20 protein-coding genes and 2 pseudogenes are annotated in these 22,673 nt (G+C 69.1%); 8 read left to right on the forward strand and 14 right to left on the reverse strand.

Annotated elements, in window-relative coordinates; genetic code table 11:
* Window positions 1-74: 74 nt before the first annotated feature.
* On the forward strand, window positions 75-1,619 hold the full coding sequence (locus OVA11_RS03390; RefSeq protein WP_268066171.1) for a helicase HerA-like C-terminal domain-containing protein: 1,545 nt from the start codon (window positions 75-77) through the stop codon (window positions 1,617-1,619).
* Window positions 1,620-1,700: 81 nt separating this feature from the next.
* On the opposite strand, the gene OVA11_RS03395 is transcribed toward OVA11_RS03390, so the two are convergent.
* The 7 genes from OVA11_RS03395 to OVA11_RS03425 all read right to left on the reverse strand — a co-directional run bounded on the left by OVA11_RS03395 (window position 1,701) and on the right by OVA11_RS03425 (window position 9,565).
* On the reverse strand, window positions 1,701-4,130 hold the full coding sequence (locus OVA11_RS03395; RefSeq protein WP_268066172.1) for a bifunctional diguanylate cyclase/phosphodiesterase: 2,430 nt from the start codon (window positions 4,128-4,130) through the stop codon (window positions 1,701-1,703).
* 64 nt (window positions 4,131-4,194) lie between these two features.
* Window positions 4,195-5,178, reverse strand: a complete 984-nt coding sequence (galE, locus tag OVA11_RS03400; protein ID WP_268066173.1) for a UDP-glucose 4-epimerase GalE — start codon at window positions 5,176-5,178, stop codon at window positions 4,195-4,197.
* Between the two features lie 204 nt (window positions 5,179-5,382).
* Window positions 5,383-6,276 (reverse strand): DMT family transporter, encoded by an 894-nt coding sequence (locus tag OVA11_RS03405; RefSeq protein WP_268066174.1) that lies wholly within the window; start codon window positions 6,274-6,276, stop codon window positions 5,383-5,385.
* Window positions 6,273-7,163, reverse strand: a complete 891-nt coding sequence (locus OVA11_RS03410; protein ID WP_268066175.1) for an SDR family NAD(P)-dependent oxidoreductase — start codon at window positions 7,161-7,163, stop codon at window positions 6,273-6,275. The genes OVA11_RS03405 and OVA11_RS03410 overlap by 4 nt, the downstream gene beginning before the upstream one ends.
* A 113-nt stretch (window positions 7,164-7,276) precedes the next feature.
* The gene (locus tag OVA11_RS03415; RefSeq protein WP_268066176.1) at window positions 7,277-7,471 is read right to left on the reverse strand and encodes a hypothetical protein; all 195 of its coding nucleotides are present in this window, start codon (window positions 7,469-7,471) and stop codon (window positions 7,277-7,279) included.
* 72 nt (window positions 7,472-7,543) lie between these two features.
* Entirely contained in the window at window positions 7,544-8,464 is a 921-nt protein-coding gene (locus OVA11_RS03420) for a WecB/TagA/CpsF family glycosyltransferase (protein WP_268066177.1), read from the reverse strand.
* A 102-nt stretch (window positions 8,465-8,566) separates the two neighbouring features.
* Window positions 8,567-9,565, reverse strand: coding sequence for an NADPH:quinone oxidoreductase family protein (locus OVA11_RS03425; RefSeq protein WP_268066178.1), 999 nt, complete (start codon window positions 9,563-9,565; stop codon window positions 8,567-8,569).
* A gap of 89 nt (window positions 9,566-9,654) precedes the next feature.
* Here OVA11_RS03425 and OVA11_RS03430 point away from each other — a divergent pair, with 89 nt between their 5' ends.
* From OVA11_RS03430 to OVA11_RS03435, 3 genes and pseudogenes are all read left to right on the forward strand, one after another.
* The gene (locus OVA11_RS03430) at window positions 9,655-10,533 is read left to right on the forward strand and encodes an isoaspartyl peptidase/L-asparaginase family protein (RefSeq protein ID WP_268066179.1); all 879 of its coding nucleotides are present in this window, start codon (window positions 9,655-9,657) and stop codon (window positions 10,531-10,533) included.
* A gap of 3 nt (window positions 10,534-10,536) precedes the next feature.
* A pseudogene (locus OVA11_RS19765) lies at window positions 10,537-10,658 on the forward strand (hypothetical protein); the annotation flags it as partial.
* A gap of 813 nt (window positions 10,659-11,471) precedes the next feature.
* The gene (locus tag OVA11_RS03435; protein WP_268066180.1) at window positions 11,472-12,719 is read left to right on the forward strand and encodes an NAD(P)/FAD-dependent oxidoreductase; all 1,248 of its coding nucleotides are present in this window, start codon (window positions 11,472-11,474) and stop codon (window positions 12,717-12,719) included.
* Between the two features lie 63 nt (window positions 12,720-12,782).
* On the opposite strand, the gene OVA11_RS03440 is transcribed toward OVA11_RS03435, so the two are convergent.
* From OVA11_RS03440 to OVA11_RS03455, 4 genes and pseudogenes are all read right to left on the reverse strand, one after another.
* On the reverse strand, window positions 12,783-13,067 hold the full coding sequence (locus OVA11_RS03440) for a hypothetical protein (RefSeq protein ID WP_268066181.1): 285 nt from the start codon (window positions 13,065-13,067) through the stop codon (window positions 12,783-12,785).
* Window positions 13,068-13,129: 62 nt separating this feature from the next.
* Window positions 13,130-14,859: pseudogene (locus tag OVA11_RS03445) on the reverse strand (heparinase II/III family protein).
* 9 nt (window positions 14,860-14,868) lie between these two features.
* A complete protein-coding gene (gene rpe / locus OVA11_RS03450; RefSeq protein ID WP_012639879.1) occupies window positions 14,869-15,528 on the reverse strand; it encodes a ribulose-phosphate 3-epimerase in 660 nt (219 codons plus the stop codon).
* Window positions 15,529-15,634: 106 nt separating this feature from the next.
* Window positions 15,635-16,924, reverse strand: a complete 1,290-nt coding sequence (locus OVA11_RS03455; RefSeq protein WP_268066182.1) for an RsmB/NOP family class I SAM-dependent RNA methyltransferase — start codon at window positions 16,922-16,924, stop codon at window positions 15,635-15,637.
* A gap of 116 nt (window positions 16,925-17,040) precedes the next feature.
* Here OVA11_RS03455 and OVA11_RS03460 point away from each other — a divergent pair, with 116 nt between their 5' ends.
* Entirely contained in the window at window positions 17,041-17,265 is a 225-nt protein-coding gene (locus OVA11_RS03460) for a DUF1674 domain-containing protein (RefSeq protein ID WP_268066183.1), read from the forward strand.
* 303 nt (window positions 17,266-17,568) lie between these two features.
* Window positions 17,569-19,266, forward strand: a complete 1,698-nt coding sequence (gene ggt / locus OVA11_RS03465; protein WP_268066184.1) for a gamma-glutamyltransferase — start codon at window positions 17,569-17,571, stop codon at window positions 19,264-19,266.
* A gap of 30 nt (window positions 19,267-19,296) precedes the next feature.
* On the opposite strand, the gene OVA11_RS03470 is transcribed toward ggt, so the two are convergent.
* Complete coding sequence (locus OVA11_RS03470) at window positions 19,297-19,620, reverse strand: low molecular weight protein tyrosine phosphatase family protein (protein ID WP_268066185.1); 324 nt, start codon at window positions 19,618-19,620, stop codon at window positions 19,297-19,299.
* 4 nt (window positions 19,621-19,624) lie between these two features.
* The gene (pyrF, locus tag OVA11_RS03475) at window positions 19,625-20,326 is read right to left on the reverse strand and encodes an orotidine-5'-phosphate decarboxylase (RefSeq protein WP_268066186.1); all 702 of its coding nucleotides are present in this window, start codon (window positions 20,324-20,326) and stop codon (window positions 19,625-19,627) included.
* Between the two features lie 97 nt (window positions 20,327-20,423).
* On the opposite strand from pyrF, the gene OVA11_RS03480 reads away from it, so the two are divergent.
* Window positions 20,424-21,122 carry a MarC family protein gene (locus tag OVA11_RS03480; protein WP_268066187.1) on the forward strand — a complete coding sequence of 233 codons (699 nt, stop codon included), beginning with the start codon at window positions 20,424-20,426 and terminating at the stop codon, window positions 21,120-21,122.
* A 47-nt stretch (window positions 21,123-21,169) separates the two neighbouring features.
* On the forward strand, window positions 21,170-22,435 hold the full coding sequence (locus OVA11_RS03485; protein ID WP_268066188.1) for a UbiH/UbiF/VisC/COQ6 family ubiquinone biosynthesis hydroxylase: 1,266 nt from the start codon (window positions 21,170-21,172) through the stop codon (window positions 22,433-22,435).
* A gap of 37 nt (window positions 22,436-22,472) precedes the next feature.
* On the opposite strand, the gene OVA11_RS03490 is transcribed toward OVA11_RS03485, so the two are convergent.
* Window positions 22,473-22,670, reverse strand: coding sequence for a Trm112 family protein (locus OVA11_RS03490; protein WP_268066189.1), 198 nt, complete (start codon window positions 22,668-22,670; stop codon window positions 22,473-22,475).
* Between the last annotated feature and the right edge of the window lie 3 nt (window positions 22,671-22,673).

Below are 22,673 nucleotides of genomic sequence, written 5' to 3' on the forward strand. Positions count from 1 at the left end.
GATTGCCCGCCCCGATTGGCGCGGCGCAAGGCCCCGTCTAGGGTCAAACGCGCATCGATGTAAGGAGTTTGCACATGCCGCTGTCGATCGACGAGAACGAGATCCTGGTCGGGCTTGGCGAAGGTCCGGTCACTCAAAGGCTCGATCGCTCGAACCGGCATGGCGTGGTCGCCGGCGCCACGGGCACCGGCAAAACCGTGACCCTTCAGGTGCTGGCGCAGGCGTTCTCCGACGCCGGTGTTCCGGTGTTCGCGGCCGATGTGAAGGGCGATCTCTCGGGCGTCGCCATCCCTGGAACGCCCAATGAAAAGATGCTTGCCCGCGCCGCATCGATGGACCTCGTCCTGGGGCCCGCCGCGCCGCCGGTGATCTTCTGGGATCTATTCGGCCAAAAAGGTCACCCCATCCGCACCACTATCTCGGAGATGGGGCCGCTGCTGCTCTCGCGCCTGCTGGAGCTGAACGACGTGCAGGAAGGCGTTCTGACGATCGCCTTCCACGTCGCCGACAAGGACGGGCTGCTGCTGCTGGACCTGAAGGACCTCCAGGCGGCGCTGAAATATGTCGCCGACAACGCTGATGAGATCGGCACGCAGTATGGCAATGTTGCGCCGGCGACTGTCGGCGCCATCCAGCGCAAGCTCCTGACGCTGCAGACCCAGGGGGCCGAGCACTTCTTCGGCGAGCCTGCGCTTGATCTGTCCGACATAATGCGCACCGATGCGGCCGGACGCGGCTATGTGAGCCTGCTGGCGGCTGATCGTCTGATCCAGTCGCCCAAGCTCTATTCGACCTTCCTGCTGTGGCTTCTGTCAGAGCTGTTCGAAGTGCTGCCCGAGGTCGGCGATCCGGAGAAACCCAATCTGGTGTTCTTCTTCGACGAGGCGCACCTGCTGTTCAACGACGCGCCCAAGCCGCTGCTGGAGAAGATCGAGCAGGTTGTCAGGCTGATCCGCTCGAAGGGCGTGGGGATCTATTTCGTCACCCAGAATCCAGCGGATATCCCGGACGGGGTGCTAGGCCAGCTGGGCGCCCGCGTGCAGCATGCCCTGCGCGCCTATACGCCTGCGGATCAGAAGGGCCTCAAGGCCGCCGCCCAGTCGTTCCGGGTCAATCCGGGCTTCGACACCGCCGAAACCATCCAGGCGCTGGGCGTGGGTGAGGCGCTGGTCTCCACGCTCGACGAGAAGGGCGCGCCCCGGATCGTCCAGAAGACCCTGATCCGGCCGCCGGCTTCTCGCCTGGGGCCGTTGACGCCGCAGGAGCGCGCGGCGCTGCATGCAGAAAGCCCGGTCGCGGGCGTCTACGACACGGCCGAGGATCGCGACTCCGCCTACGAAATCCTGCAGGGGCGCGCTGCGCAGGCGCAACGGCAGGCGGAGGCCGAGCGCCAGGAGGCCGAAGCCGACCAGCGCGCCGCCGCCGAGGCCAAGGTTCGGGAGCGCGAAGCCGCCCGCGAGGCGCGCGAAAGTCGCCCCCGCGCCTCGGGTCGCCAGACCATGGTTGAGGCCTTCGCGGTCACGCTGGTTCGTACGGTCGCCTCTCAGGCGGGGCGGGAGCTCATGCGCGGGTTGTTGGGCGGTCTCAGCGGTGGTGCGAGCCGTCGTCGTCGGCGCTGACCGTACCTGGGCGATGGCGCAGAGCCTTGTTGATCTTCGCCAAGCCGTTGGGATCGGCCATGGCCTCTGCGCCAATCGACCTTAGGCGGAACGCCTGGTCTTGCTCTTTGGGGCGATCGCGCCCTGATCGCCGGCCGTGGTCCACATCGTCAGGGCGTCGACCGGCGCGGGCCGGCCGATCGCATAGCCCTGCAGTTCGGCGCAGTCTTCCCCGCGCAGGAACAGGATCTGCTCCTCGGTCTCGACGCCTTCGGCGACGACCGGGATCTCCAGGCTGCGCCCCAGGCCCAGCACCGCGCGGACAATGGCGGTGGCGCGGTCATGCCGATGGATGTTCTCGACGAAGCTCTTGTCGATCTTGATCTTGTCGAACGGGAACGATTGCAGCGTCGATAGCGACGAGAAGCCGGTGCCGAAGTCGTCCATGGCGATCCGTACGCCGAGGGCTTTAAGCCGGCGGAGGTTGTCGAGCGCCCGCTGATAGTCCTTGAACAGCGCGCTTTCGGTGATCTCCAGCTCCAGCCGCGAGGGCGACAGGCCCGTCGTGATGAGAACCTCGTGCACCAGGGTGGGCAGGGCTGGATTGTGCAGCTGGATCGGCGAAAGATTGACCGCGATACGCAGCGGCTTCTCCCAGGCGGCGGCGTCCGCACAGGCGCGACGTAGCACCCAGTCGCCCAGCGCCTCGATCAGTCCGTTCTCCTCCGCCACCGGAATGAAGTCGAGCGGCGGGATCATGCCCCGCGTCGGGTGCTTCCACCGGACCAGCGCCTCGAAGCCGCATACCTCGCCATCCGCCGCCCGGGCGAGCGGCTGGTAGTGAACGATCAGCTCATTGTCGGCGATGCCTTGGCGAAGGTCGCGCGCCAGGTTGCGCCGTTCACGGATGGTGTCGTCCATTTCGCGCTTGAAGAAGCGATAGACCCCGCGACCGCTCTCCTTGGCCCGATAGAGGGCCATGTCCGCATTGGCCATCAGGGCCTCGGCAGTCCGGCCGTCGTCGGGATACAGGCTGACGCCGAGGCTGGACCCCATGGCCAGTTCCTGACCATCGAACGCCACCGGCGCGGCCAGCATCTCGATCAGACGGCCCGCCAGCTCCGCGGCTACGGCGGGCTGATCACCGCCGGCGATCTGGACGACGATGAACTCGTCGCCGCCCAGGCGCGCGGCGAAGGACGGAGCTTGCACGGCCGATTGAAGACGGCGCGCGGTCTCAACCAGCAGGGCGTCGCCCGCCAGGTGCCCGTGCTGGTCGTTGGCTTCCTTGAAATGGTCCAGATCGATGCAGATGACCGCCAAGCTCTCGCCGGACGCCTCGACCCGATCGATGGCGGCGGCCAGGCGCATCTGCAGCGAGTTGCGGTTGGGCAGTCCGGTGAGACCGTCATGCTCGGCGAGGTAGCGGATTTTCTCTTCGGCCGCTCGGCGCTCGCGCAGGTCCCGCACGGCCAAGACCGTCAGGCCCGAGGTTTCAACGCGCGCCCCGTCGTCCATCAGGCGAGAAAACACCTCGACCGGGATTTCGCGTCCGCCGACCAAGGGCTGCAGGCGCCCCTCACGACGGACGTCTTCACGATTGGGGCCGGCCTCATCGAAGGTCAGGATCTCGCCGAAGAGCGGACGTCCGACCAGCTCAGCGAGCGGCGCGCCCACCAGGTCGCAGAATGCGGCGTTGGCGTCGTTGATCCGCCCCGACTGCACCACCACCAGGCCTTCATAGGCCGCGTTGGCGAGGCGACGGATGCGTTCGAGCGCCGACCGGGAGGTTTGGGACTCGATCGCCACCGCTCCGAGCCCCCCCAGAATGATCATGCTCGTGATCGAGCCGACGGCCAGGGTCAGCATGCCGCCGGACAGAAGCTGGTCGGGCACCGTGACCGAGGCGTCAGGGACGATGGTGATCGCCGACATGCCGGTGAAATGCAGCATGACGATGCCCAGGCACAGCAGACCCCCGCCCAGCGCCTGGCGACGGATCGTCCGCGCCGTGCCCGCCAGCAGCAGGGCCGCAGTCGCGCCACCGACCCCGAGGACGGCCGACATGCCGACCGTGGCGTGCTCCCACACCAGTTGGCCTTGGGTCACGAAGGCCGACATGCCCATATAGTGCATGGCGGCCACGCCGAGCCCGATCAAAACCCCGCCCGCGAAATCGTTCGTGGTGCTGCGCTGCGCCGACGCGACCGCAAAACCGCTGGCCATGAACAGCGCCGCGATCATCAGCGACAGAAGCGTGCCTGTCGGGCTGTAGCCGGTCTTGAGCCCGGGCGTGAACGCGACCATGGCGATGAAGTGGGTGGCCCAGACGCTGGATCCCGCGACCAGGCCGGTCAGCAGCAACCAAGCGGCCCGGACGACGCCCCGAGCGCCGCGCATGCGCGAGTAAAGACGGAAGGTCGTAAAGCAACCCGCCAGACAGACGGCGCCGGCGACAAGCACCAGCCGCAGGTCATGCTGCGTCGTCAGACAGGTCAGCAACTTGAACACGCAACGTTCCTCGAGGGTCACTCGCCTTTAAGGCTACCGGAGGAGTTACGAATAAACCCTTTCTGAGTTTTGCTCCGCTGAGCGCTCAGGAGTCCTGTTCAAGGCGCCCGCGATGCCACCGCCAGGCGGTCGAGAGGATCTCGTTCAGACTTCGGGAAGGCTTCCATCCGAGTTCGGCTCGCGCCTTGGCGTGATCACCGACCAGCACCGGCGCATCGCCGGGGCGTCGCGAGGCGATCTCAACCGGAAGGGGCGCGCCGGCCACCTTTCCCACGCCGTCGACCAATTCGCGGACCGTCGTCCCGGTTCCTGTCCCGAGATTGTAAGTCTCTGAAGATCCCCCCGCGAGCAGGCGCTTGAGGGCGGCGACGTGAGCATCCGCCAGGTCGAGGACATGGACGTAGTCGCGTACGGCCGTACCGTCGCGCGTGTCATAGTCGTCGCCGAAGATCGTGAAGCGCGGTCGCTGGCCGAGCGCCACCTGGATCGCCAGCGGAACAGCGTGGGTCTCGGGCTCGTGCCACTCGCCGATGCGGCCCTGCGGGTCGGCGCCGGCGGCGTTGAAATAGCGCATCACCGCGCTCTTGAGCCCGACATAGCGATCGTAGTCGGCCAGGGCCTGCTCGACCATCAGCTTGCTGCGGCCATAGGGGTTGAGAGGCGCCTGCGGGTGGGTCTCATTCATCGGCAGCTCGACTGGATCGCCGAAGGTCGCGCAGGTGGAGGAGAACACCATCACCTTGACGCCGGCTCGCCGCGCCGCCTCGATCAGTGTGATCGTCCCGCCGACATTGGTGTCGAAGAAGGCGCCGGGGTTCTTGACGGACTCGCCCACCTCGATGCGCGCGGCGAAGTGCATCACCGCCACCGGCGCATAGGCGGCGAACACCGCGTCCAGGCGCGCGGCGTCGCGGATGTCGCCCACTTCCAGAGGGCCCCACTGGACATGCTCGCGATGGCCGTTCGACAGGTCATCGAACACGATCGGGCGAAACCCCGCCTCGGCCAAGGCCAGACAGCAATGCGATCCGACATAGCCGGCGCCGCCAGTCACCAGAACTGTTTGCATCGAGGTCCCTAAGAGCAGCGCGCCATGGCTAGAGCATTTTCCGACAGGTGTGAAACGACTATCGGATCGAAGAGGCCTCTAAACTTTTGAAATAGAGCCCTTTTATCCGGCCTGATGGGTCCAAAAGGGGCTCTGGCGGGTTTGATCGGCGAGCGAAAGGACGCGCGCGCTTTCGCACCACGCGCCGGCGAAGGCGTCCAAGCTCTAGGTCGGTTCGGCCGCAGCCTGCTTTGCAAGTTGATGCTCTCGCCAGGAGATGAACAGCGTGGAGCCCACCACGATCACCGCGCCGACCACCGTCGCCGTCCGCGGGACTTCTTGGAACAGCAGGAAGCCCACGATCACGGCGAACACGAGCCGCGTGTAGTCGACCGGCGCCATGACGGCCGCCTCACCGGCCTCCATCCCCTTGATATAGGCCCCTTGGGTCAATGTGCCGATCACGCCCATGGCGGCCAGTAGTCCCAGGTCCGGCCAGGTCGGCCAGCGCCATACGAAGAGCGCCGGCGGGATGGCAAAGACCAGACCCAGCACCGCCGCATAGACCAGCAGCACGAACGGGGTGTGGTCGCGGGTCATGACCTTCATCCCGGTGATGGTCAGGGCGAACAAGAAGGCGGCGCCCAGGGCGCAGAGTTGGGGCCAGCCGAGCCAGGCCTCGACGCCCTCCGCGCCAGGCTGCAGCATGATCAGCACGCCGACAAAGCCCACCAGCGCCGCGCTGATCCGCCGCGGCCCGATCGGCTCGCGCAGCACAAGGCCCGCCAGCGGCACCAGCCACAGCGTCCGCGTGAACGACAAGGCGTTGGCGTCCGCCAACGGCAGTTTCTGATAGGCGTAGAAGCTCATGATCAGCGCCAGCACCCCGGCGCTGGACCGGAAGATGACGATGCCGGGACGCGTCGTGCGGAACGCGCCGCGCCAGTCGCGTGCTATCAGCGGCAGCAGGACGAGGACGCCCGCCAGCTGCCGGTAGAAGGTCTGCAGGGCTGCCGGATAGTCGTCGCCCAGGAACTTGATCAGGGTGGTCATCACCGTGAAGCCGACCGCAGAGGCCAGCATCCACAGCGCGCCGCGCAGATTGGGACTGAGCGTCACCCGGTCCCGCCAGCCGCCAGCAACTGGGCTCGCATCTGTTCAGCTTGCTCCGGCGTGATGCCCATGGCCGCCAGGATCGGCGAGGGCGTGTTGATGTCCCAGGCGCTGCGCGGACCCACGGTGATGCCTCCGTCGACGACGATGTGCGTGCCCGTCACGAATCGCGAGTCGTCGCTAGCCAGATACAGGGCCGCCGCCGCGATGTCCTCGGGCAGCCCCGATTTCGGGATCGGCTGGATCTTCGGGCCGATGGAGGCGATCTGGGCGGCCATCTGGTCGGCGACCTCGCGCGGCAGGCCCATCGAGGCGCCGAAGATCGAGGTGGCGATCAGGCCGGGGCAGATGGCGTTGACGCGGATCTTCTGCGGCGAAAGCTCGGCCGCCGCGCAGCGGCTCATGTGGATCACCGCCGCCTTGGCCGAGGAATAGGCCAGAGGCCCAAAGCCCGCCTGCAGCCCGGCGATCGAGGCGGTGTTGATGATCGAGCCGCCGCCGCGTTTCTGCATCAGTGGGAGGGCGTGCTTCATGCCCATGGCCGGCCCGCGCACCAGGAGGGCGAAGGTCTTGTCCCAGGCCTCGGCGGTCAGTTCGGGCACGCCCGCCGGCGTCCCCCCATGCCCGGCGTTGTTGAAGAGGATGTCCAGGCCCCCGAAGCTGCTTTCCGCCAGGCCCATGGTCTTGGCCAGATCGTCATCGGAGGTGACGTCGCATCGTGCGAAGCGGACCCGATCTGGAAAGCGCTGCTCCAGCATGCGCCCTTTCTCGTCCTGCAGATCGGCGGCGACCACGCAGGCGCCCTCGGCGACGAACAGTTCGACCGTTCCCAGCCCGATGCCCGAGCAGCCCCCGGTAATGACGGCGACCTTGCCGTTCAGACGTCCGACCATCGTTTTTTCCTCCGCGTCCCGACCTCGCGCGGGTCAGTGATCAATGATCATATTCGCGGAGCGAGTCGGGATTGGCTAGGGGGCTTTGCGGCGCGGGCTCAGCTTTCGAGGCCTTAAGGCGCGGGACGGCGGGCGAGGGGCTCCATGCGGCGTCCCAGGTGGGTGACGGCGAGCCAGAGCATGCACGGCACCAGCAGCACCGCCCAGGCAAGGCCCAGGCTGACCAGGCCCAGAGCGGCCACGGCCCGATGGGCGAAGCTGGAGCGCTCCTTGGCCTCCAGGGTCATGACACGGATATCCAGGCCCATCAGACTTCAAGCCCCCTGAAGTTCAACAGCATGACGTTCCCGCCTCGAACGGCGCCCACTGGAGTCGTCATGTTAGCGCGCCGCCTCGTTGCGGGCGCGGATCTGCTCCCAGCGGGCGTTTTCCGCCGCGCGGGACTCGCCCGTCGTCGAGCGTCTGGACAGCGCCCGCACGACGTCGCCGCAGGCCGGGCCGATCAGCGACCAGGGCTCGATGCAGTAGCGGGAGAACAGACGCTGTGGATCCGACATCAGGCGGAACAGCCACTCCATGCCCAGCGGACCCATCCAGCGCGGCGCGGCCTTCTGGACGCCCGCCTCGTAGTCGAAAGCCCCGCCGACGGTAAAGGTCGCCGCCGGGCCGTAGGCCTGGTGGTTCTCCAGCGTCCAGATCTCCTGGCGCGGCATGCCCATGCCGACCAGAACGATGTCCGGGGCGTAGTCGCGGATCTTGGCCACGACCGCCGTGTTTTCGGCCGAGCCCGCCGTCGCATCGAAATAGCCGTGATGGGTCTCGATGCGGGCGTTCGGCCAGTCCTGGCGGATACGCTTGACCGCCTTTTCGCCGACGCCCGGCGCGCCGCCGACGAAGAAGACCTTCCAGTTCTTCTCGCTGGCCAGGGCCCAGAAGGCGTCGCGCCAGTCCAGATAGGTGCAGCGGTGGAAACGCCGGCTGGCGCGGCCCACCAGGCGCGCCCAGAAGATCAGCGGCACCGAGTCGACCTCGACCAGATCGGCGACCTTGTAGAATTCGCCGATCTGGTGGTTCTTGCCGATCAGGTACAGGCTGTGGAGGTTGTGGTTGGCGACGATCGTGCTCTGCCGCGCCTCCAGCTTGCCGGTGACGAAGTGGAAGACCTCCTCGGGGCGCACCAGGTCCATGGTCCCGCCCAGCACGTGCACGCGCTCCTCGGGACGCCGCGACAGCCGGTAGGGGCGACGCGGCGCGGCCGGGGCGGCCTCGTTGAGCCCGCTCTGCTCTTGAGGAACGAACATCTCCGCAGAGTCTCCTAGTCTTGGAGACATTCTGCGGAGATATCCTGTTTCCTTCGCTAAAAAGGATACTTAGCGGGATTTAACCACGTCTTCGACGCCTCCTTAGTCGACGGTGATGACCACCTTGCCCATCGCCTTGCGGCTGGAAAGGTGAGCGATCGCCTCGCCGGCGCGGGCCAGCGGGAAGCGCTCGGAGACGTACGGACGGATCTTGCCGGCGGCGTAGAGGTCCATCAACTCCTTGAGGTTCTGGGCGTGGCCCTTGGGGTCGCGCGCCACCGCCGCGCCCCAGAAGACGCCGACGATGTCGCAGGACTTCAGGAGCGTCAGGTTCAGCGGGATCTTCGGGATGCCCGACGGGAAGCCGATCACCAGGAAGCGGCCGTTCCAGCCGGCCGCGCGGATGGTGGCCTCCGAATAGTCGCCGCCGACCGCGTCATAGGCCACGTCCCAGCCGTCCGGGCCGCAGGCGCCCTTGATCAGGTTGGCCAGTTCCTTCTGGCCGTCCTTGTCGAACGGGCCGCGCGGATAGACGACGCCGCTGTCGGCGCCGTGCTTGATCGCCAGATCGATCTTTTCCTGGCTGGAGGCTGCGGCGATGACCTTGGCGCCCATGGCCTTGCCCAGCTCGACGGCCGCCAGGCCCACGCCCCCGGCCGCGCCCAGCACCAGCAAGGTCTCTCCCGCCTTCAGCACGCCGCGCTCCTTCAGCGCGTAGTACGAGGTGCCGTAGGTCAGGACGAAGGCGGCGGCCTCGTCGAAGGGCATGTTGTCGGGAATGGGCGTGCAGCGGCCCTCTTCCAGGGCCAGCTTCTCGGCGTAGCCGCCCCAGCCGGTCGAGGCCAGCACGCGGTCGCCGACCTTGAAGCGGGTCACGCCTTCGCCGACCGCCGAGATCACGCCCGACACCTCGCCGCCCGGCGCGAACGGACGCGTCGGCTTGAACTGGTACTTGTCCTCGATGATCAGGACGTCGGGATAGTTCACCCCGCAGGCCTTCACATCGATCAGCACCTGGCCCGGACCGGCGACGGGATCGGGCAGCTCCTCCAGCACCAGGGTCTCGGGACCGCCGACTTCCTTGCTGAGCACTGCCTTCATGATCGCCTCTCCCCAAATCTTTTCGCTAAAAGGACGTTCTTCGCTAAGAGCCCGGACGCTAGCGCGGGACGCCGAGCCAAGGAAGCAGAATGTCAAACAAACGTTTTAGTCTCGCCCTGCACGGCGGCGCCGGGGCCAAGCGCGGCCACGACTACGGCGTCGAGATCGCCCACATGCGCGGCCTTATCGAAGCCGCCCGCGATCGCCTGGCCGCCGGCGCCGGCGCGCTCGACGTGGCGGTCGAGACCGTGGTCGGCCTCGAGGCCAGCGGTCTCTACATCGCCGGCAAGGGCGCCTCGCCCAACGCCGACGGCGAGTACGAGCTAGACGCCAGCCTGATGGACGGCGCCACCCTGCGCGCCGGTTCGGTCGCCGCCCTGCAAGGCTTCAAGAGCCCGATCCTGGCCGCCCGCGCGGTGATGGAGCACACCCCGCACGTCATGCTGGCCGGCCAGGGCGCCATAGACTTCGCCCGCGAGCAGGGGCTGGAGACGGTCGAGGATCCGGACGCCTGGTTCACCCGCGCCGGCGCTTTCGAAGACAATCACCCGCCGGATGCCCTGCCGACCGGCACCGTCGGCTGCGTGGTCCGCGACGCCGAGGGGCGCCTGGCCGCCGCCACCTCCACCGCCGGGGTGTTCGGCAAACGGCCCGGCCGGGTGGGCGACAGTCCCATCATCGGGGCCGGCGCCTGGGCCGACGGCCACGCCGCCGTCTCGTGCACGGGCCAGGGCGAGTACTTCATCCGCGCCGCCGTCGCCGCCCAGATCGCCCACCGCGTCCGCTTCGGCGGCCAGCCGCTGGACGTCGCCGCCAAGGCCGCCATCGACAGCGTCGCCGAGCTTGGCGGTCATGGCGGACTGATCGCGGTGGACGCCTCGGGAAACATCGCCATGCCCTTCGCCTCCAGTGGTCTGAAACGCGCCGCCCTCCTGCCCGACGGGACGATCGTCAGCGCGGCGTTTTAGAGAAATCCTCCCCCCCAGCGGGGGAGGTGTCCGCGCAGCGGACGGAGGGGGAAGTGCTGCTGAACCGGCCCCTTCCCCCTCCGTCGTCTCTTCGAGCCGACACCTCCCCCGCTGGGGGGAGGATTTTGGGAACATGCGTCCGCCGCTTCACGCGGCGTGACCGCTGAAGTTCAATGGGGAGGCGACGGAGCGGCCGGGCGAACCCGGAGACCGTGAGTGTGTTTTGCGTTTCGGCTCGCGCTTCCGCTCCGCCAGGTTGTTCTTGCCCGTGAGGATGGGGGGCGTGAGCGTCTTTCAGCTCGGGACCCCAGGAGCCCCCGGACGGGCGCGGACCAACTGGAGCGGCTACATCCGTGTCCAGCCCGACGATCCACGATAGGCGGCTTGTACGATCACCGCCCTGTCGCTCCGCCTCCGACGTGATCCCAAGCGGCCCGGCCCCTCGTGCGCGCTCCTAAAGAGTAAGCCGCACGATCAGACAGGGTCTCCCAGGCGCCGAACGCGGCCCCGCTCAACCTAGCCCCGCCGCCGTATTGGGCCGGATCCAAACGCCCTCCCCCGCGACAGGGATGGCTATGATTATGGGGGTGGTTCCAGCGCGGAGGATAAGTTGGCGCGTAAAAGTGAGAAGCGCTTGATTTTGTTGACGTTCGCCCCGCCTGTTCCGAGCGTTCACGCCCGCCAATCCCCGTAAATCGGTTCCCTCTCCCAGAGGGAGAGGGTGGCCGCGAAGCGGTCGGGTAAGGGGTTTCAAAGCCGCCGCCCTGCCGGCGCTCCGGCTAAGGCCGCACCCCCTCTCCCCGGCCCTCTCCCCATGGGAGAGGGGGCAAGGCGCCCAATCGTCGCGCATTTGGCGATGGACGCTGCGTTTGCGGCGCTTTTCGTTCAGCGGGACGGATCGGGCGGCGATACCGGAACGTCAGACCAGGGAGCGGGGCATGATCGATCGGCGGGGATTTCTGAATCTGACGGCGGCGGGACTGGCGGGGGCGACGGGGGCTCAGGCCCAGCCATCCTCAAAGCCGACGGCCAAGCCGAAAGCCGGCGCGCCCGACGTGGCGGTGGTCGGGGCGGGGGTGTTCGGGGCGTTCACGGCCCTGTCGCTGCGCGAGCGGGGCCTGTCGGTGCTGGCGCTCGACCAGTACGGCCCGGCCAGTCCGCGCGCCTCGTCCTCGGGCGAGACCCGCTCGATCCGCGCCGGCTATGGCGACCAGGGCTTCTATTCGGCCTGGTCGATGCAGGCCCTGGCGATGTGGAAGGCGCGCGAGGCCGATTTCGGCCGTCAGCTCCTGTTTCCCAACGCCCGCCTGGAGCTGGCCCAGCGCTGGACCCCGGGCATGACCGCCCAGAAGGCGATCTTCGAGCGCCTGAACCTGCCCTATGAGGTGGCCGACCGCGAGGCGCTGCGCCGCCGCTATCCGCAGATGGCCTTTGACGACGTCGAGTTCGCCTTCGTCGAGACCGCCGCCAGCGCTGCCGTGATCAAGGCGGGCGAGGCGGTGCTGGCCACCATGGACGTCTTCGCCCGCAAGGGCGGGGCCTTCCGCTTCGCCCGCGCGGTTCCTGGCCGCGCCGAGGGCCGGCGCCTGACCCATCTGGCCCTCGACGGCGGCGAGAGCCTCGCCGCCGGCCAGTTCGTGTTCGCCTGCGGGCCGTGGGCGGGGAAGCTGTTTCCAGAGCTGGCCAAGCCGCGCGTGTCGGTCTGGCGCAGCGAATACTTCTACTTCGGCCCGCCGGCGGGGGATGACCGCTTCTCGTGGCCCCACCAGCCGGCCTGGCACGACCACATCCTGGGCGGCTATGGCTTCGGCAGCCTGGAGCGGGGCCTGAAATACGCGCCCGACGCCGGCGGCCGCGTCACCCAGGACCCGGACACCGCCGAGCGCCTGCCGACCGACTATCTGCTGAAAAAGGGCCGCGACTACATGGCCCGCCGCTTTCCGGCCATGCGCGACGCACCCGTCATGGAGGCCCGCGTCTGCCAGGTCGACAACACCGCAAACAGCCACTTCGTCATCGACCGCCATCCCGACTACGACAATGTCTGGCTGGCCTTCGGCGGCGGCGGCCACGGCTTCAAGCACGGCCCGATGGTGGGCGAGTACGTGGCCGACCGCCTGCTGGGCAAACCGGCCGATCCGGAGACCGCGCGGGTGTTCAGCCTGGCGGGGCACGGGGCGGGGTGAGGGGCATTCACGAATCCCTCTCTCAAAGAGAGAGGGATCACACTAGGCGCCTGACTATATCCGCTAACCGCACGCCCGTTGCCTCACCGCCCGAAACACCATCGCCATCTCGATGTGGGTGTGCACGAAGCCGCGCTCGAACAGCACGGTCAGCAGGCGGTCATAGGCGTCGTCGTGGTCGCTCATGGCCACGCTGCCCGGCGTGCGGGCTTCCTGTTCGACCAGAGCCAGGGCCTCCGGCGCCGCGGCGCGCAGGGCGGTCAGGACCTCGTCGATCTCGTCGGCCGTGTAGTCCGGCGGCGCGTGGGCGCGGCCGGGGTCGATCGGCGGGCGGCGGGAGAAGCCCACGGCGGCTTACTGCCCCAGAGCGTGACTTGCGCCGAAACCGGCTTCCACTTTCGGCGTCACGCTCACCCCTCGGCCTTGGTGAGCTTCCAGCGGATCTTGGCCCCGACCTCGGGGCGGACCTGGCTTTTCAGCACGATCTGGCCGGCCTTGCGGGCCAGGCCGTGGTCGAAGTGGGCGCTGGGGGCGATCTCGACGTCGACGGCGTCGTTGCGCAGCCACCAGCCGATATTGCTGGGCCCGCGGATCAGCACGCTCTTGCCGTCGCGGGCGATCGAGGCGCGGGCGTCGGGGTGCAGGTGGAAGCGCACGGCGAAGGGCAGGTAGCGGCGCGGGCCTTCCGCAGCCTTGGGGTCGAGGGCCAGGGGCGAGAGGCTGTCCTCGCCGCGCAGCTCGTCATTGACCGCATCGAGGAACAGGCGACGGGCGTGGGTCAGGCCCAGATGCCGCCAGCCGTCGTGGACGATGTCCAGCCAGACGCCGCCGACGTCGTCGTGGCGCTTGGCCTCGACCTTGGTCGCGCCGTCGACCAGCCAGGGGCCCAGGGCCTTGGCGCGGAAGCCCGACAGGGGCCGACCGGCCGAGCCGTCGCCGACGCTGACGGTCGAGGCCGCGTCCGACAGGCGAAAGGCGTGGGCGCCGGCGGCCTCGGGGCTCCAGCCGCAGCTGGTGATCAGGCGGTCCTTGGCGCAGACGATCTCCAGCGCGGCCGGCTGGGCGCAGGCGTTGACGCTCAGGGGACCGGCGGGGGGCGGGCCGCAGTCGGCGATGACCTCGATGCTGCCGCCGATCATCTTGTGATAGCCGCTGTGCGGGGCGGCGTTCAGGCTGCGGGGGCCGGCGTCGTCGTGGGCGAGGGCTGCGGCGATCCGCGCCGGGCCCACCGTCTCGCCGCCGTGGAAGGCCGCCAGGTGGCCATCGCCCAGGGTGAAGACCCGGGTGGCGCTGGACAGGCGGTCGATGGCCCGCGACAGGGCTTCTGGGCTGGGGCGGCCGCGCTGGCCCAGGGCGTCATCGAGGGTCAGAAGGTCGAACAGGAGCTCGACCCCGGCCTCGGGGCTGCGGGTGGCGTGGCCGCCGTCGCCCAGCACCATGGCGTCCAACTGCGGGACCAGGGCCTTCAGGGCGGCGTCGATCAGCGGCTCGCTCGGCTTGCCGGCCAGAACGCAGCCGGCCAGGCCCGCAGCGACGGCCCGTTCCAGGGTCCGTTCGGGGGCGCGCGTGATCTCCAGCAGGTGGCGACCCTGGCGGGCCAGATCGAAGACGAGGTCGGCGACCTCGGCGTCGCTGGCCTCGGCGGCCAGGGTCTTGGCGGCGCAGGCCAGGTGATGCACCCGGCGCTCCAGGCATTCTGGCCCCCAGGAAAAGGCGTTCCACTTGCCGAACACCCGCCGCCAGTCGTCGATCAGGCGCAAGGCGCGGCGGGCGCCGTCCGGACCGGCGGCGACCAGGTCCGGCAGCCAGTCGAAGCGGTGCAGGCTGACGGCGAAGCGGCGCGAGGGGCTGGCGGTGTCGAACGGATCGCCGTCAACACCCAGGCGCAGGGCGCCGCCGTCCAGGGTCAGGGTTCCGGCCAGGATCTTCTGGCCGTGGGCGGCGTCGACCGGACGCGGATCGTGGGGGCGGGCGGCGAGGCCTTCTGGCCGGGGCAGGGCGATCTTCAGGCGGTGGGGCCCCGAGCCGAACCACTCGCGCTCGACATGGCCGGCGGCCTCGGCGCGGATGGCCTTCCACAGCACGCCGCCCCGCAGACGCGCGGGGAAGGCCAAGCCGAGGACGGGGGCTTTCCGGCCATCGCGATCCGTCAGCCGCCCTTCAGCGCGCGGATGTTGTCGGCATAGGCGGCCGGACCGCCCTTGAAGACCGCCGAGCCGGCGACGAGGGCGGTGGCCCCGGCGGCCACGCACTGCGGGGCCGTGACCGGGGTGACCCCGCCATCGACCTCGATGATGATATCAAGGCCGGCCTTGTCGACCATCTTGCGCAGGGCCTCGACCTTGCGCAGCTGGCCCGGAATGAAGCTCTGGCCGCCAAAGCCGGGGTTCACCGACATGACCAGCAGAAGGTCGACGTCCTCGAGGATCCACTCGACGTGGTCGATCCCGGTCGAGGGGTTGAACACCACGCCGGCCTTGGCGCCCAGCTCACGGATGCGCTTGAGCGAGCGGTGCAGGTGCGGGCCGGCCTCGGGGTGTATGCTGATCAGATCGGCCCCGGCGGCGCGGAAGGCCTCCAGGTACGGATCGGCGGGGCTGATCATCAGGTGCACGTCGAACGGGATCTTGGCGTGCGGCCGGATGGCTTTGACGATGTCGGGACCCAGCGTGATGTTGGGCACGAAGTGGCCGTCCATCACATCCACGTGCACCCAGTCGGCGCCGGCCGCCTCGATGGCGGCGACTTCCTCTCCGAGCTTGGCGAAGTCGGAGGCGAGGATGGAGGGGGCGATGATCGGCGCGGTCATGGCCCTGGGATAGCGGGCCAAACCCCTTCTGTCATCCCGGGCGAAGACCCGGGACCACAGGAAATGCTCAAGCTTGCCGCGATCCTGGCCTTCGCCGGAAAGACATTCAGAGCTTACGAAACCGTGCGGCGAAGAAGCCGTCCTGGCCGTCGTCGCGGTGGTGCGGCAAAAGGCGCAGGGTCCCGCGCGGGGTGAGGCTGGCCTCCGGGAAGCCGGCCGACGGCGCCTCGGCGGCGGTGATCGGCTCCAGCGCGACGTCCTGGCGACGGGCCAGGAAGGCCTCGACCTGGGCCTCGCCCTCCTCGGGCTCCAGCGAACAGACGCAGTAGACGAGGCGCGCGCCGGGCTTCAGGCGATCGGCGGCGGCGTCGAGGATGCGGGCCTGGACATTGGCGAGGCTGGCCACGTCGCCGGGGCGCGCGGCCCACAGCACGTCGGGATGCCGGCGGAAGGTGCCGGTGGCGCTGCAGGGGGCGTCCAGCAGGATGGCGTCGAAGCTCCGCGCATCGTCCCAGGCGGCGGCGTCGGCGGCGACGATCTCGGCCGACAGGCCGGTGCGGGTCAGGTTCTCCGACAGACGCTTGAGGCGCGCGGCCGAGCGGTCGAGCGCGACGACCTGCGCGCCCGCGGCGGCCAGCTGCAGGGTCTTGCCGCCCGGCGCGGCGCAGAGATCGAGCACGCTCGCGCCCGGCTGGATGTCCAGCAGGCGGGCGGGCACGGCGGCGGCGGCGTCCTGCACCCACCAGCTGCCGTCCTCGAAGCCCGGCCAGGCGGCCACGTCGCCCTTGCGGCGCAGACGCAGGGTCCCGCCGGGCAGGACCTCGGCCTCCAGGGCCTCGACGAGCGGGGCGAGGTCAGCGCCGGGCTTGGCCGACAGGTCGGTGGCGGGCTCGATGGCGATCTGGCCGGCGATCTGGCGGGCGGTGGCCTCGCCGAACGCCGACACCCAGCGGGCGTACAGCCACGGCGGGGCCAGCAGGCTGGGGTCATCGGCAGGCGGCGCATCGCGCAGCAGGCCGCGCAGCACGGCGTTGACCAGGCCCTTGAACGGGCGGCTGGTCTTGTTGGCGCCGGCCAGCTCCACCGAGGTGGCCACGGCCGCGAAGGCGGGCACCTCCAGATAGAAGGCCTGCGCGGCGCCCAGGCGCAGCAGATGCATCACCCGGTCCGGCGGGGCCTTCTGCAGGCGCGCGGTCAGGGCGCGGTCGATCGGGCCAAGATGGCGCAGCACGGCCATGGCCAGGGCCCGGGCGAACGCGCGCTCGCGCGGTTCCAGGAAGCGGAAACCGTTTGCCGAGGCGGCTTCGTCGAGGCCGCCGCGACGCGACAGAGCCGCGTCGATCAGGGTAAGCGCGGCTTCCCGGGCGGGGAGGCCGTCGTTGAGTTCTTGAGTCACCGCCTCGCCGTGCCTCGGGACGCGCGCCGACGCAAGTCTATTGTCGCCACACCGGGTGTGCGTGAACGATTGTCGGCGGCCAGGATCGCTCTATATCGACGAGGTAAGGAGCCGCCATGACCGACACCCCGACCCCTGAGACGGACGCCGCCCCCGAGGTTCCGGGCGCCGCACCGGGCAAGACCCTGAGCCCCGCCGCGCGCCGCGCGCTGGAGGAAGCCGCCGCCCGCCGCGCCGCCGAGGCGGCTCTATCCCTGCCGCCGGAAGAGGGCGGCCGCGACGGCCCCGAACCCACCCGCTTCGGCGACTGGGAGAAGAAGGGCGTCGCCGTCGATTTCTAGAGCGTTTCACGACCTGACGGCGTCAGGCCGTGAGCTCTAATCTTTTGTTTTGACGCATTTTTCTTCACGCGAACCGGAACCACTTCGCTCGAAAAATGCTCTAGAGGACGGTTCCCCGGCCTCTGACGCTTCGGCCGTTGCCCGCTCCACCCAATCGGCTAGAGCCTCGCGCGTCAAAACGGACTCGTTTTGACGCGATAACGAGGCTCTAAATCAAACACTTAGAGCGTGACTCGCGCCGAAACCGGTTCCCACTTTCGGCGTCACGCTCTAGCGTGGCCGGACGAAATCCTGAAGGCCGCCTTGCGCCTGTTCGCTCCCCTCGCCGCCGCCCTTTCGGCGGCGCTTCTGCTGGTCGCGCCGAGCGTCGAGGCCAAGCCGAGGTCCGCCGCGGCAGCGGTCCGGGCGCTGGAGGCGGGAGCCGTCGCCTCGCCGGACCAGTACGGCGCCCTCGCGGCGCAGGAGGTTCTCAAGGCCGGCGGCAATGCGGTCGATGCGGCGGTGGCCACCGGCTTCGCCCTGGCCGTCACCTATCCCGAGGCGGGCAATCTGGGCGGGGGCGGGTTCATGACCGTCTATATGGACGGCAAGCCCTACTTCCTCGACTACCGCGAGACGGCGCCGGCGGCGGCCAAGGCCGACATGTATCTGGGGGCGGACGGCGAGCCGGTCGAGGGGCTGTCATTGTACGGCGGTCTGGCGGCGGGCGTGCCGGGTACGGTGCGGGGTCTGGCCATGGCCCATCAGCGCTTTGGCAAGCTGCCCTGGGCGCAGGTTCTGGCCCCGGCCATCCGCTATGCGCGGGACGGCTTCGTCGTCGATGCGCATCTGGCGGGGGTGCTGGCCGACGAGCCGCCGCCCGAGTTTTCCAAGACCAACTTCCGCACCTACTTCGCGGCGCACAAGGCCGGGACGCTGTTCAAGCAGCCCGAGCTGGCCGCGACCCTGGAGCGGATCGCCCTGGTCGGCGACCGAGCGTTCTATGAGGGCAAGACCGCCGACCTGATCGTCGCCCAGATGGCGCGGGACCCGGTGAAGGGGCTGATCACCAAGGCCGACCTTTCGACCTACAAGGCGGCCTGGCGGACGCCGCTGGTCGCCCAGTGGCGCGGCTATGACGTGATCACCGCCCCGCCGCCCAGCTCGGGCGGGATCGCCCTGATGCAGCTGCTGCTGATGAAGCAGGACCTGGCGCCGATGTTCCAGGGCGTGGCCCTGAACGATCCGCAGTATGTCCACCTGCTGGCCGAGATCGAAAAGCGCGTCTACGCCGACCGCGCCGAGTATCTGGGCGATCCGGATTTCGTGAAGGTCCCGGTCTCGAACCTGATCGACCCGGCCTATGTGGCGCGGCGCGCCAGGGAGGTTGATCCCGCCAAGCCCTCGGCGACCAAGGCCGTCCAGCCAGGTCTGGAGAAGCACGAGACCACCCACTATTCGATCGTCGATCAGTGGGGCAACGCCGTCTCCAACACCTACACCCTGAACGGCTCGTTCGGCTCGGGCGTGGTGGTCGAGGGGGCGGGGTTCATCCTCAACAACGAGATGGACGACTTCTCGGCCAAGCCCGGCACGCCCAACCTGTTCGGTGTGGTCGGCGGATCGGCCAACGCCATCGCGCCCGGCAAACGTCCCCTGTCTTCGATGACGCCGACGATCCTGACGAAGGACGGCCGCGTGGCCATGGTGATCGGCACGCCGGGCGGCTCGCGGATCTTCGCCTGGGTGTTCCAGGTGCTGGCCAATGTCTATGACCACGGTCTGAGCCTGAAGGCCGCCCAGGCCGCACCGCGTTTCCACCACCAGCTGCTGCCGGAGAACGTGATCTTCTACGAGCGCTCGGGCCCGCCCTCGCCGGCCTTGAAAGCGGCGCTGGAGGCGCGGGGCTACAGCTGGACCGAGAGCTTCAGCGGCGACGTCGAGGCGATCCAGGTGCTGGACCGCACGCCGGTTCCCGAGCCTGACCCGCGCGGCCGGGGTGTGGGGCTGGTGGTGAAGTGATCGCCCCTCCCCCTTGATGACGGGCTGCGTCTATCGTTTCAGGAAGGGTGGGACCGTGGCCTGCAGGATCTTCACCAGCGCCGGGTCCATGAACGCGTAGTCGTCCGGTATGCCCAACACGATCACGCGGGCGTTCTTGAGATGCTTCTTGAAGCGGCGCGACAGCTTAGTGCGGTGCGCGTGCTCCATGACCATCACCAGATCGGCCCACGCCAGGTCCTCAGGCGTCACCGGATTGCCGCAGCCGTCGTCGAGGCCGGCGGAACTGACCTCGACGCCCGGCCAATTGGCGAACACCTGCTCGGCCGTGGGGCTGCGCAGCTTGTTCCGGCTGCAGACGAAGAGGACGTTCAAACGATCACACCCCCGCCATCTCCGCCACCACCTTCAGGGCCGCTTCGCGCGGGTCGTTGGCGGCCGTGATCGGGCGGCCGCAGACGAGGTGCGTGGCGCCGGCGGCCAGGGCGTCGGCGGGCGTGGCGGCGCGGGCCTGGTCGTTCTTGGCCGACCATTCGGGGCGCACGCCGGGGGTGACGATCAGGAAGTCGGGCTTGCCAGCGCCGTTGGCGATCTCACGGGCCAGGGCCGCCTCGTGGGGCGAGGAGACGATGCCGTCGACGCCGCACGCGATCGCCTGGCGCACGCGGCGCTCGACGAGATCGCGGGCGGTGAAGGCGTAGCCCATCTCGACGAGGTCAGCGTCGGTCAGGCTGGTCAGCACGGTCACGGCCAGGATCTTCAGGGACGAGTCGCCCCGCGCGGCGACAGCGGCCTTCATCACCTGGGGTTCGGCGTGGACGGTCAACAGGTCGCAGCCGCTCTGCGCCAGCACCCTGGCCGAGCGCTCGACCGTGGCGCCGATGTCGTGGAGCTTCCAGTCGAGGAAGATCGACTTGCCCGAGGCCTTCAGGTCGTGGGCCAGGCCCATGCCGTCGCTGGCCAGGAGCTCCAGGCCGATCTTGTAGAAGCTGACCGCGTCGCCCAGGCGCTCGACCATGGCGCGGGCGTCGTCGACGGTGGGCAGGTCCAGCGGCACGATCAGGCGCGGGTCGGCGGTCATGGGAGTCCCCGATGTTTTGGTCGCAAGGGTTGGCGCGCGCGACGGTCGGCCCTAGGAAAGGGCAAGCTCAGGCGCATCAGAAAGGTGGGGACGTCGAATGACCGAGGCCAATCTTGCCGTCAACTTCTTCGTCGCCCTGTTCGCCCTGATCGACCCGATCGGCAACGTGCCGCTGTTCGCCGCCGCCACCCTGGGCGCGGCCGCCGCCGGCCGCCGGATGGTGGCCGTCTATATCGGCCTGTTCATGGCCGCCTTCCTGATCTTTTTCTACTTCACGGGCGTGGGCTTGCTGGAGTTCTTCGGCATCTCGATGCCGGCCTTCCGGATCGCCGGCGGCATCATCCTGTTCATTCTGGGCCTGGACATGGTGCGCGACGACTTCACCACCATGTTCGCTGACGCCGCCGAGGGCATTGAGGATCAGTCGCCCCGCGCCTACGCCAAGCAGCGGTTCGAGCGGCTGATCGTGCCGTTCGCCATGCCGTTGCTGATCGGGCCGGGCTCGATCTCGACCGTGATCATCTACGCCGCCGAGGCCAAGGACTTCGGCGCGGCGGGCATGGGCATCGGGGTCGCGGTGATCGCAGCCGTGTCGCTGGTGACGGTGCTGACCTTCTGGGCCTCGCCGCTGGTCAGCAAGCTCCTGGGCCGCATCGGCATGAGCATCGTGGTCCGCGTGCTGGGCCTGATCCTCTGCGCCCTGGCGGTGCAGTTCGTCCTGGTCGGTGTGGCCGACGCCACGCGCGGCCTGATCAAGAACGACGCCAAGGCGCCCTACGCTGCGAGCCATAAGTAGGGACCCGGCTCTGGACAGCGACCGGCGGCGAGGCCCATATCGCCGCCATGCGCGCCCCCAACGCCCCTTCGCACGACGCTGATGTGATCATCGCCGGCGCCGGCATGGCCGGCTCCACCCTGGCCCTGGCCCTCGCCTCGGGCGGCCTGCGGCCGCTGCTGGTCGACCCCCAGCCGTTCGAGGCTCAGCTGGCCCCGACCTTCGACGGGCGCAGCTCGGCCATCGCCTATTCGTCGTTCCGCCAGTGGCGGGCGATCGGCGCGGGCGAGGCCCTGGAGCCGCACGCCCAGCGGATCGAGCAGATCCTGGTCACCGACGGCCGCACGCCCGGCGCGGCGGCCCGCAAGCCGCTGCCGGCCTTCCTGCGCTTCGACTCCAGCGAGATCTCCAGCCGCATCGAGGGCGAGCCGCTGGGCTACCTCGTCGAGAACCGCCAGATCCGCGCGGCCCTATCCCAGGCCGTGCTGGACAAGGACATTCCGGTGATCGCCCCGATGGCGGCCAAGGCCCTGACCGTCGAGCCCGGCGCGGCGAAGCTGACCCTGTCGGACGGCCGGGTGCTGACCGCGCCGCTCGCCGTCAGCGCCGAGGGGCGCGGCTCGGTGCTGCGCCGCGCAGCCGGTATCGGCGACATCGGCTGGAGCTATGGCCAGAGCGGTGTGGTCTGCACCGTCAGGCTGGAGCGCCCACACGAGGGTGTGGCCCACGAATACTTCCTGCCCAGCGGTCCGTTCGCCATCCTGCCGCTGACCGACAATCGCGCCAGCCTGGTCTGGACCGAGAGCACCGCGCGCGGCGAGGCCTTGCGCCAGGCCGGCCCCGAGGCCTTCCACGCCCACCTGATGCGCCGGTTCGGTGATTTCCTGGGCGCGGTGACGATCGAGGGGCCGATCTTTGTCTATCCGCTGTCGCTGTCCCTGGCCGAGCGCATGGTCGCCCCGCGTCTGGCCTTGATCGGCGACGCGGCTCACGGCGTGCACCCGATCGCGGGTCAGGGGCTGAATCTGGGTCTCAAGGACGCGGCCGCCCTGGCCGAGGTGCTGGTCGAGGCGGTGCGCCACGGCGAGGACATCGGGGCCGAGGCCGTGCTGGAGCGCTACGCCCGCTGGCGGCGGTTCGACACCGTGACCAATGCGCTCGCCTTCGACGCCTTTGTGCGAATCTTCTCCAACGACAACCCGCTGCTGCGGCTGGCGCGGGGCGCGGGTCTTGCGGTGGTCAACCAGATCGCCCCGGCGCGGCGCTTCTTCATGCACGAGGCCGGCGGCGGGGTGGGCGATCTGCCGAGGCTGCTACGGGGGCAGAGCCTGTAAGGCGCTAGATCCCCCCCGCATCGCGGGGGAGCATCTATTACCTCTCCAACTCCCGCGCCTCTTCCGGCAGCATGATCGGCACGCCGTCGCGGATCGGATAGGCGAGCTTCGCCGCGCGGCTGATCAGTTCGCCCTTGGCGCGGTCGTACTCCAGCGGGCCGCGGGTCACTGGGCACACCAGCACTTCCAAGAGGCGCGGATCGACGTCGATGAGGGGGGCGGAAGCTTCGGTCATGGA

Source organism: Caulobacter sp. SL161, from assembly GCF_026672375.1.
GTDB lineage: Bacteria > Pseudomonadota > Alphaproteobacteria > Caulobacterales > Caulobacteraceae > Caulobacter.

What these genes read in the sequence shown, in the direction of transcription:
- OVA11_RS03460 (WP_268066183.1), top strand. Translation starts at nt 17,041, where the DNA reads ATGACCGACACCCCGACCCCTGAGACGGACGCCGCCCCCGAGGTTCCG.
- galE (WP_268066173.1), bottom strand. Translation starts at nt 5,178, where the DNA reads ATGCAAACAGTTCTGGTGACTGGCGGCGCCGGCTATGTCGGATCGCAT.
- OVA11_RS03490 (WP_268066189.1), bottom strand. Translation starts at nt 22,670, where the DNA reads ATGACCGAAGCTTCCGCCCCCCTCATCGACGTCGATCCGCGCCTCTTG.
- pyrF (WP_268066186.1), bottom strand. Translation starts at nt 20,326, where the DNA reads ATGACCGCCGACCCGCGCCTGATCGTGCCGCTGGACCTGCCCACCGTC.
- OVA11_RS03410 (WP_268066175.1), bottom strand. Translation starts at nt 7,163, where the DNA reads ATGGTCGGACGTCTGAACGGCAAGGTCGCCGTCATTACCGGGGGCTGC.
- OVA11_RS03435 (WP_268066180.1), top strand. Translation starts at nt 11,472, where the DNA reads ATGATCGATCGGCGGGGATTTCTGAATCTGACGGCGGCGGGACTGGCG.
- OVA11_RS03415 (WP_268066176.1), bottom strand. Translation starts at nt 7,471, where the DNA reads ATGGGCCTGGATATCCGTGTCATGACCCTGGAGGCCAAGGAGCGCTCC.
- OVA11_RS03485 (WP_268066188.1), top strand. Translation starts at nt 21,170, where the DNA reads ATGCGCGCCCCCAACGCCCCTTCGCACGACGCTGATGTGATCATCGCC.
- OVA11_RS03425 (WP_268066178.1), bottom strand. Translation starts at nt 9,565, where the DNA reads ATGAAGGCAGTGCTCAGCAAGGAAGTCGGCGGTCCCGAGACCCTGGTG.
- rpe (WP_012639879.1), bottom strand. Translation starts at nt 15,528, where the DNA reads ATGACCGCGCCGATCATCGCCCCCTCCATCCTCGCCTCCGACTTCGCC.
- OVA11_RS03420 (WP_268066177.1), bottom strand. Translation starts at nt 8,464, where the DNA reads ATGTTCGTTCCTCAAGAGCAGAGCGGGCTCAACGAGGCCGCCCCGGCC.
- OVA11_RS03390 (WP_268066171.1), top strand. Translation starts at nt 75, where the DNA reads ATGCCGCTGTCGATCGACGAGAACGAGATCCTGGTCGGGCTTGGCGAA.
- OVA11_RS03430 (WP_268066179.1), top strand. Translation starts at nt 9,655, where the DNA reads ATGTCAAACAAACGTTTTAGTCTCGCCCTGCACGGCGGCGCCGGGGCC.
- OVA11_RS03480 (WP_268066187.1), top strand. Translation starts at nt 20,424, where the DNA reads ATGACCGAGGCCAATCTTGCCGTCAACTTCTTCGTCGCCCTGTTCGCC.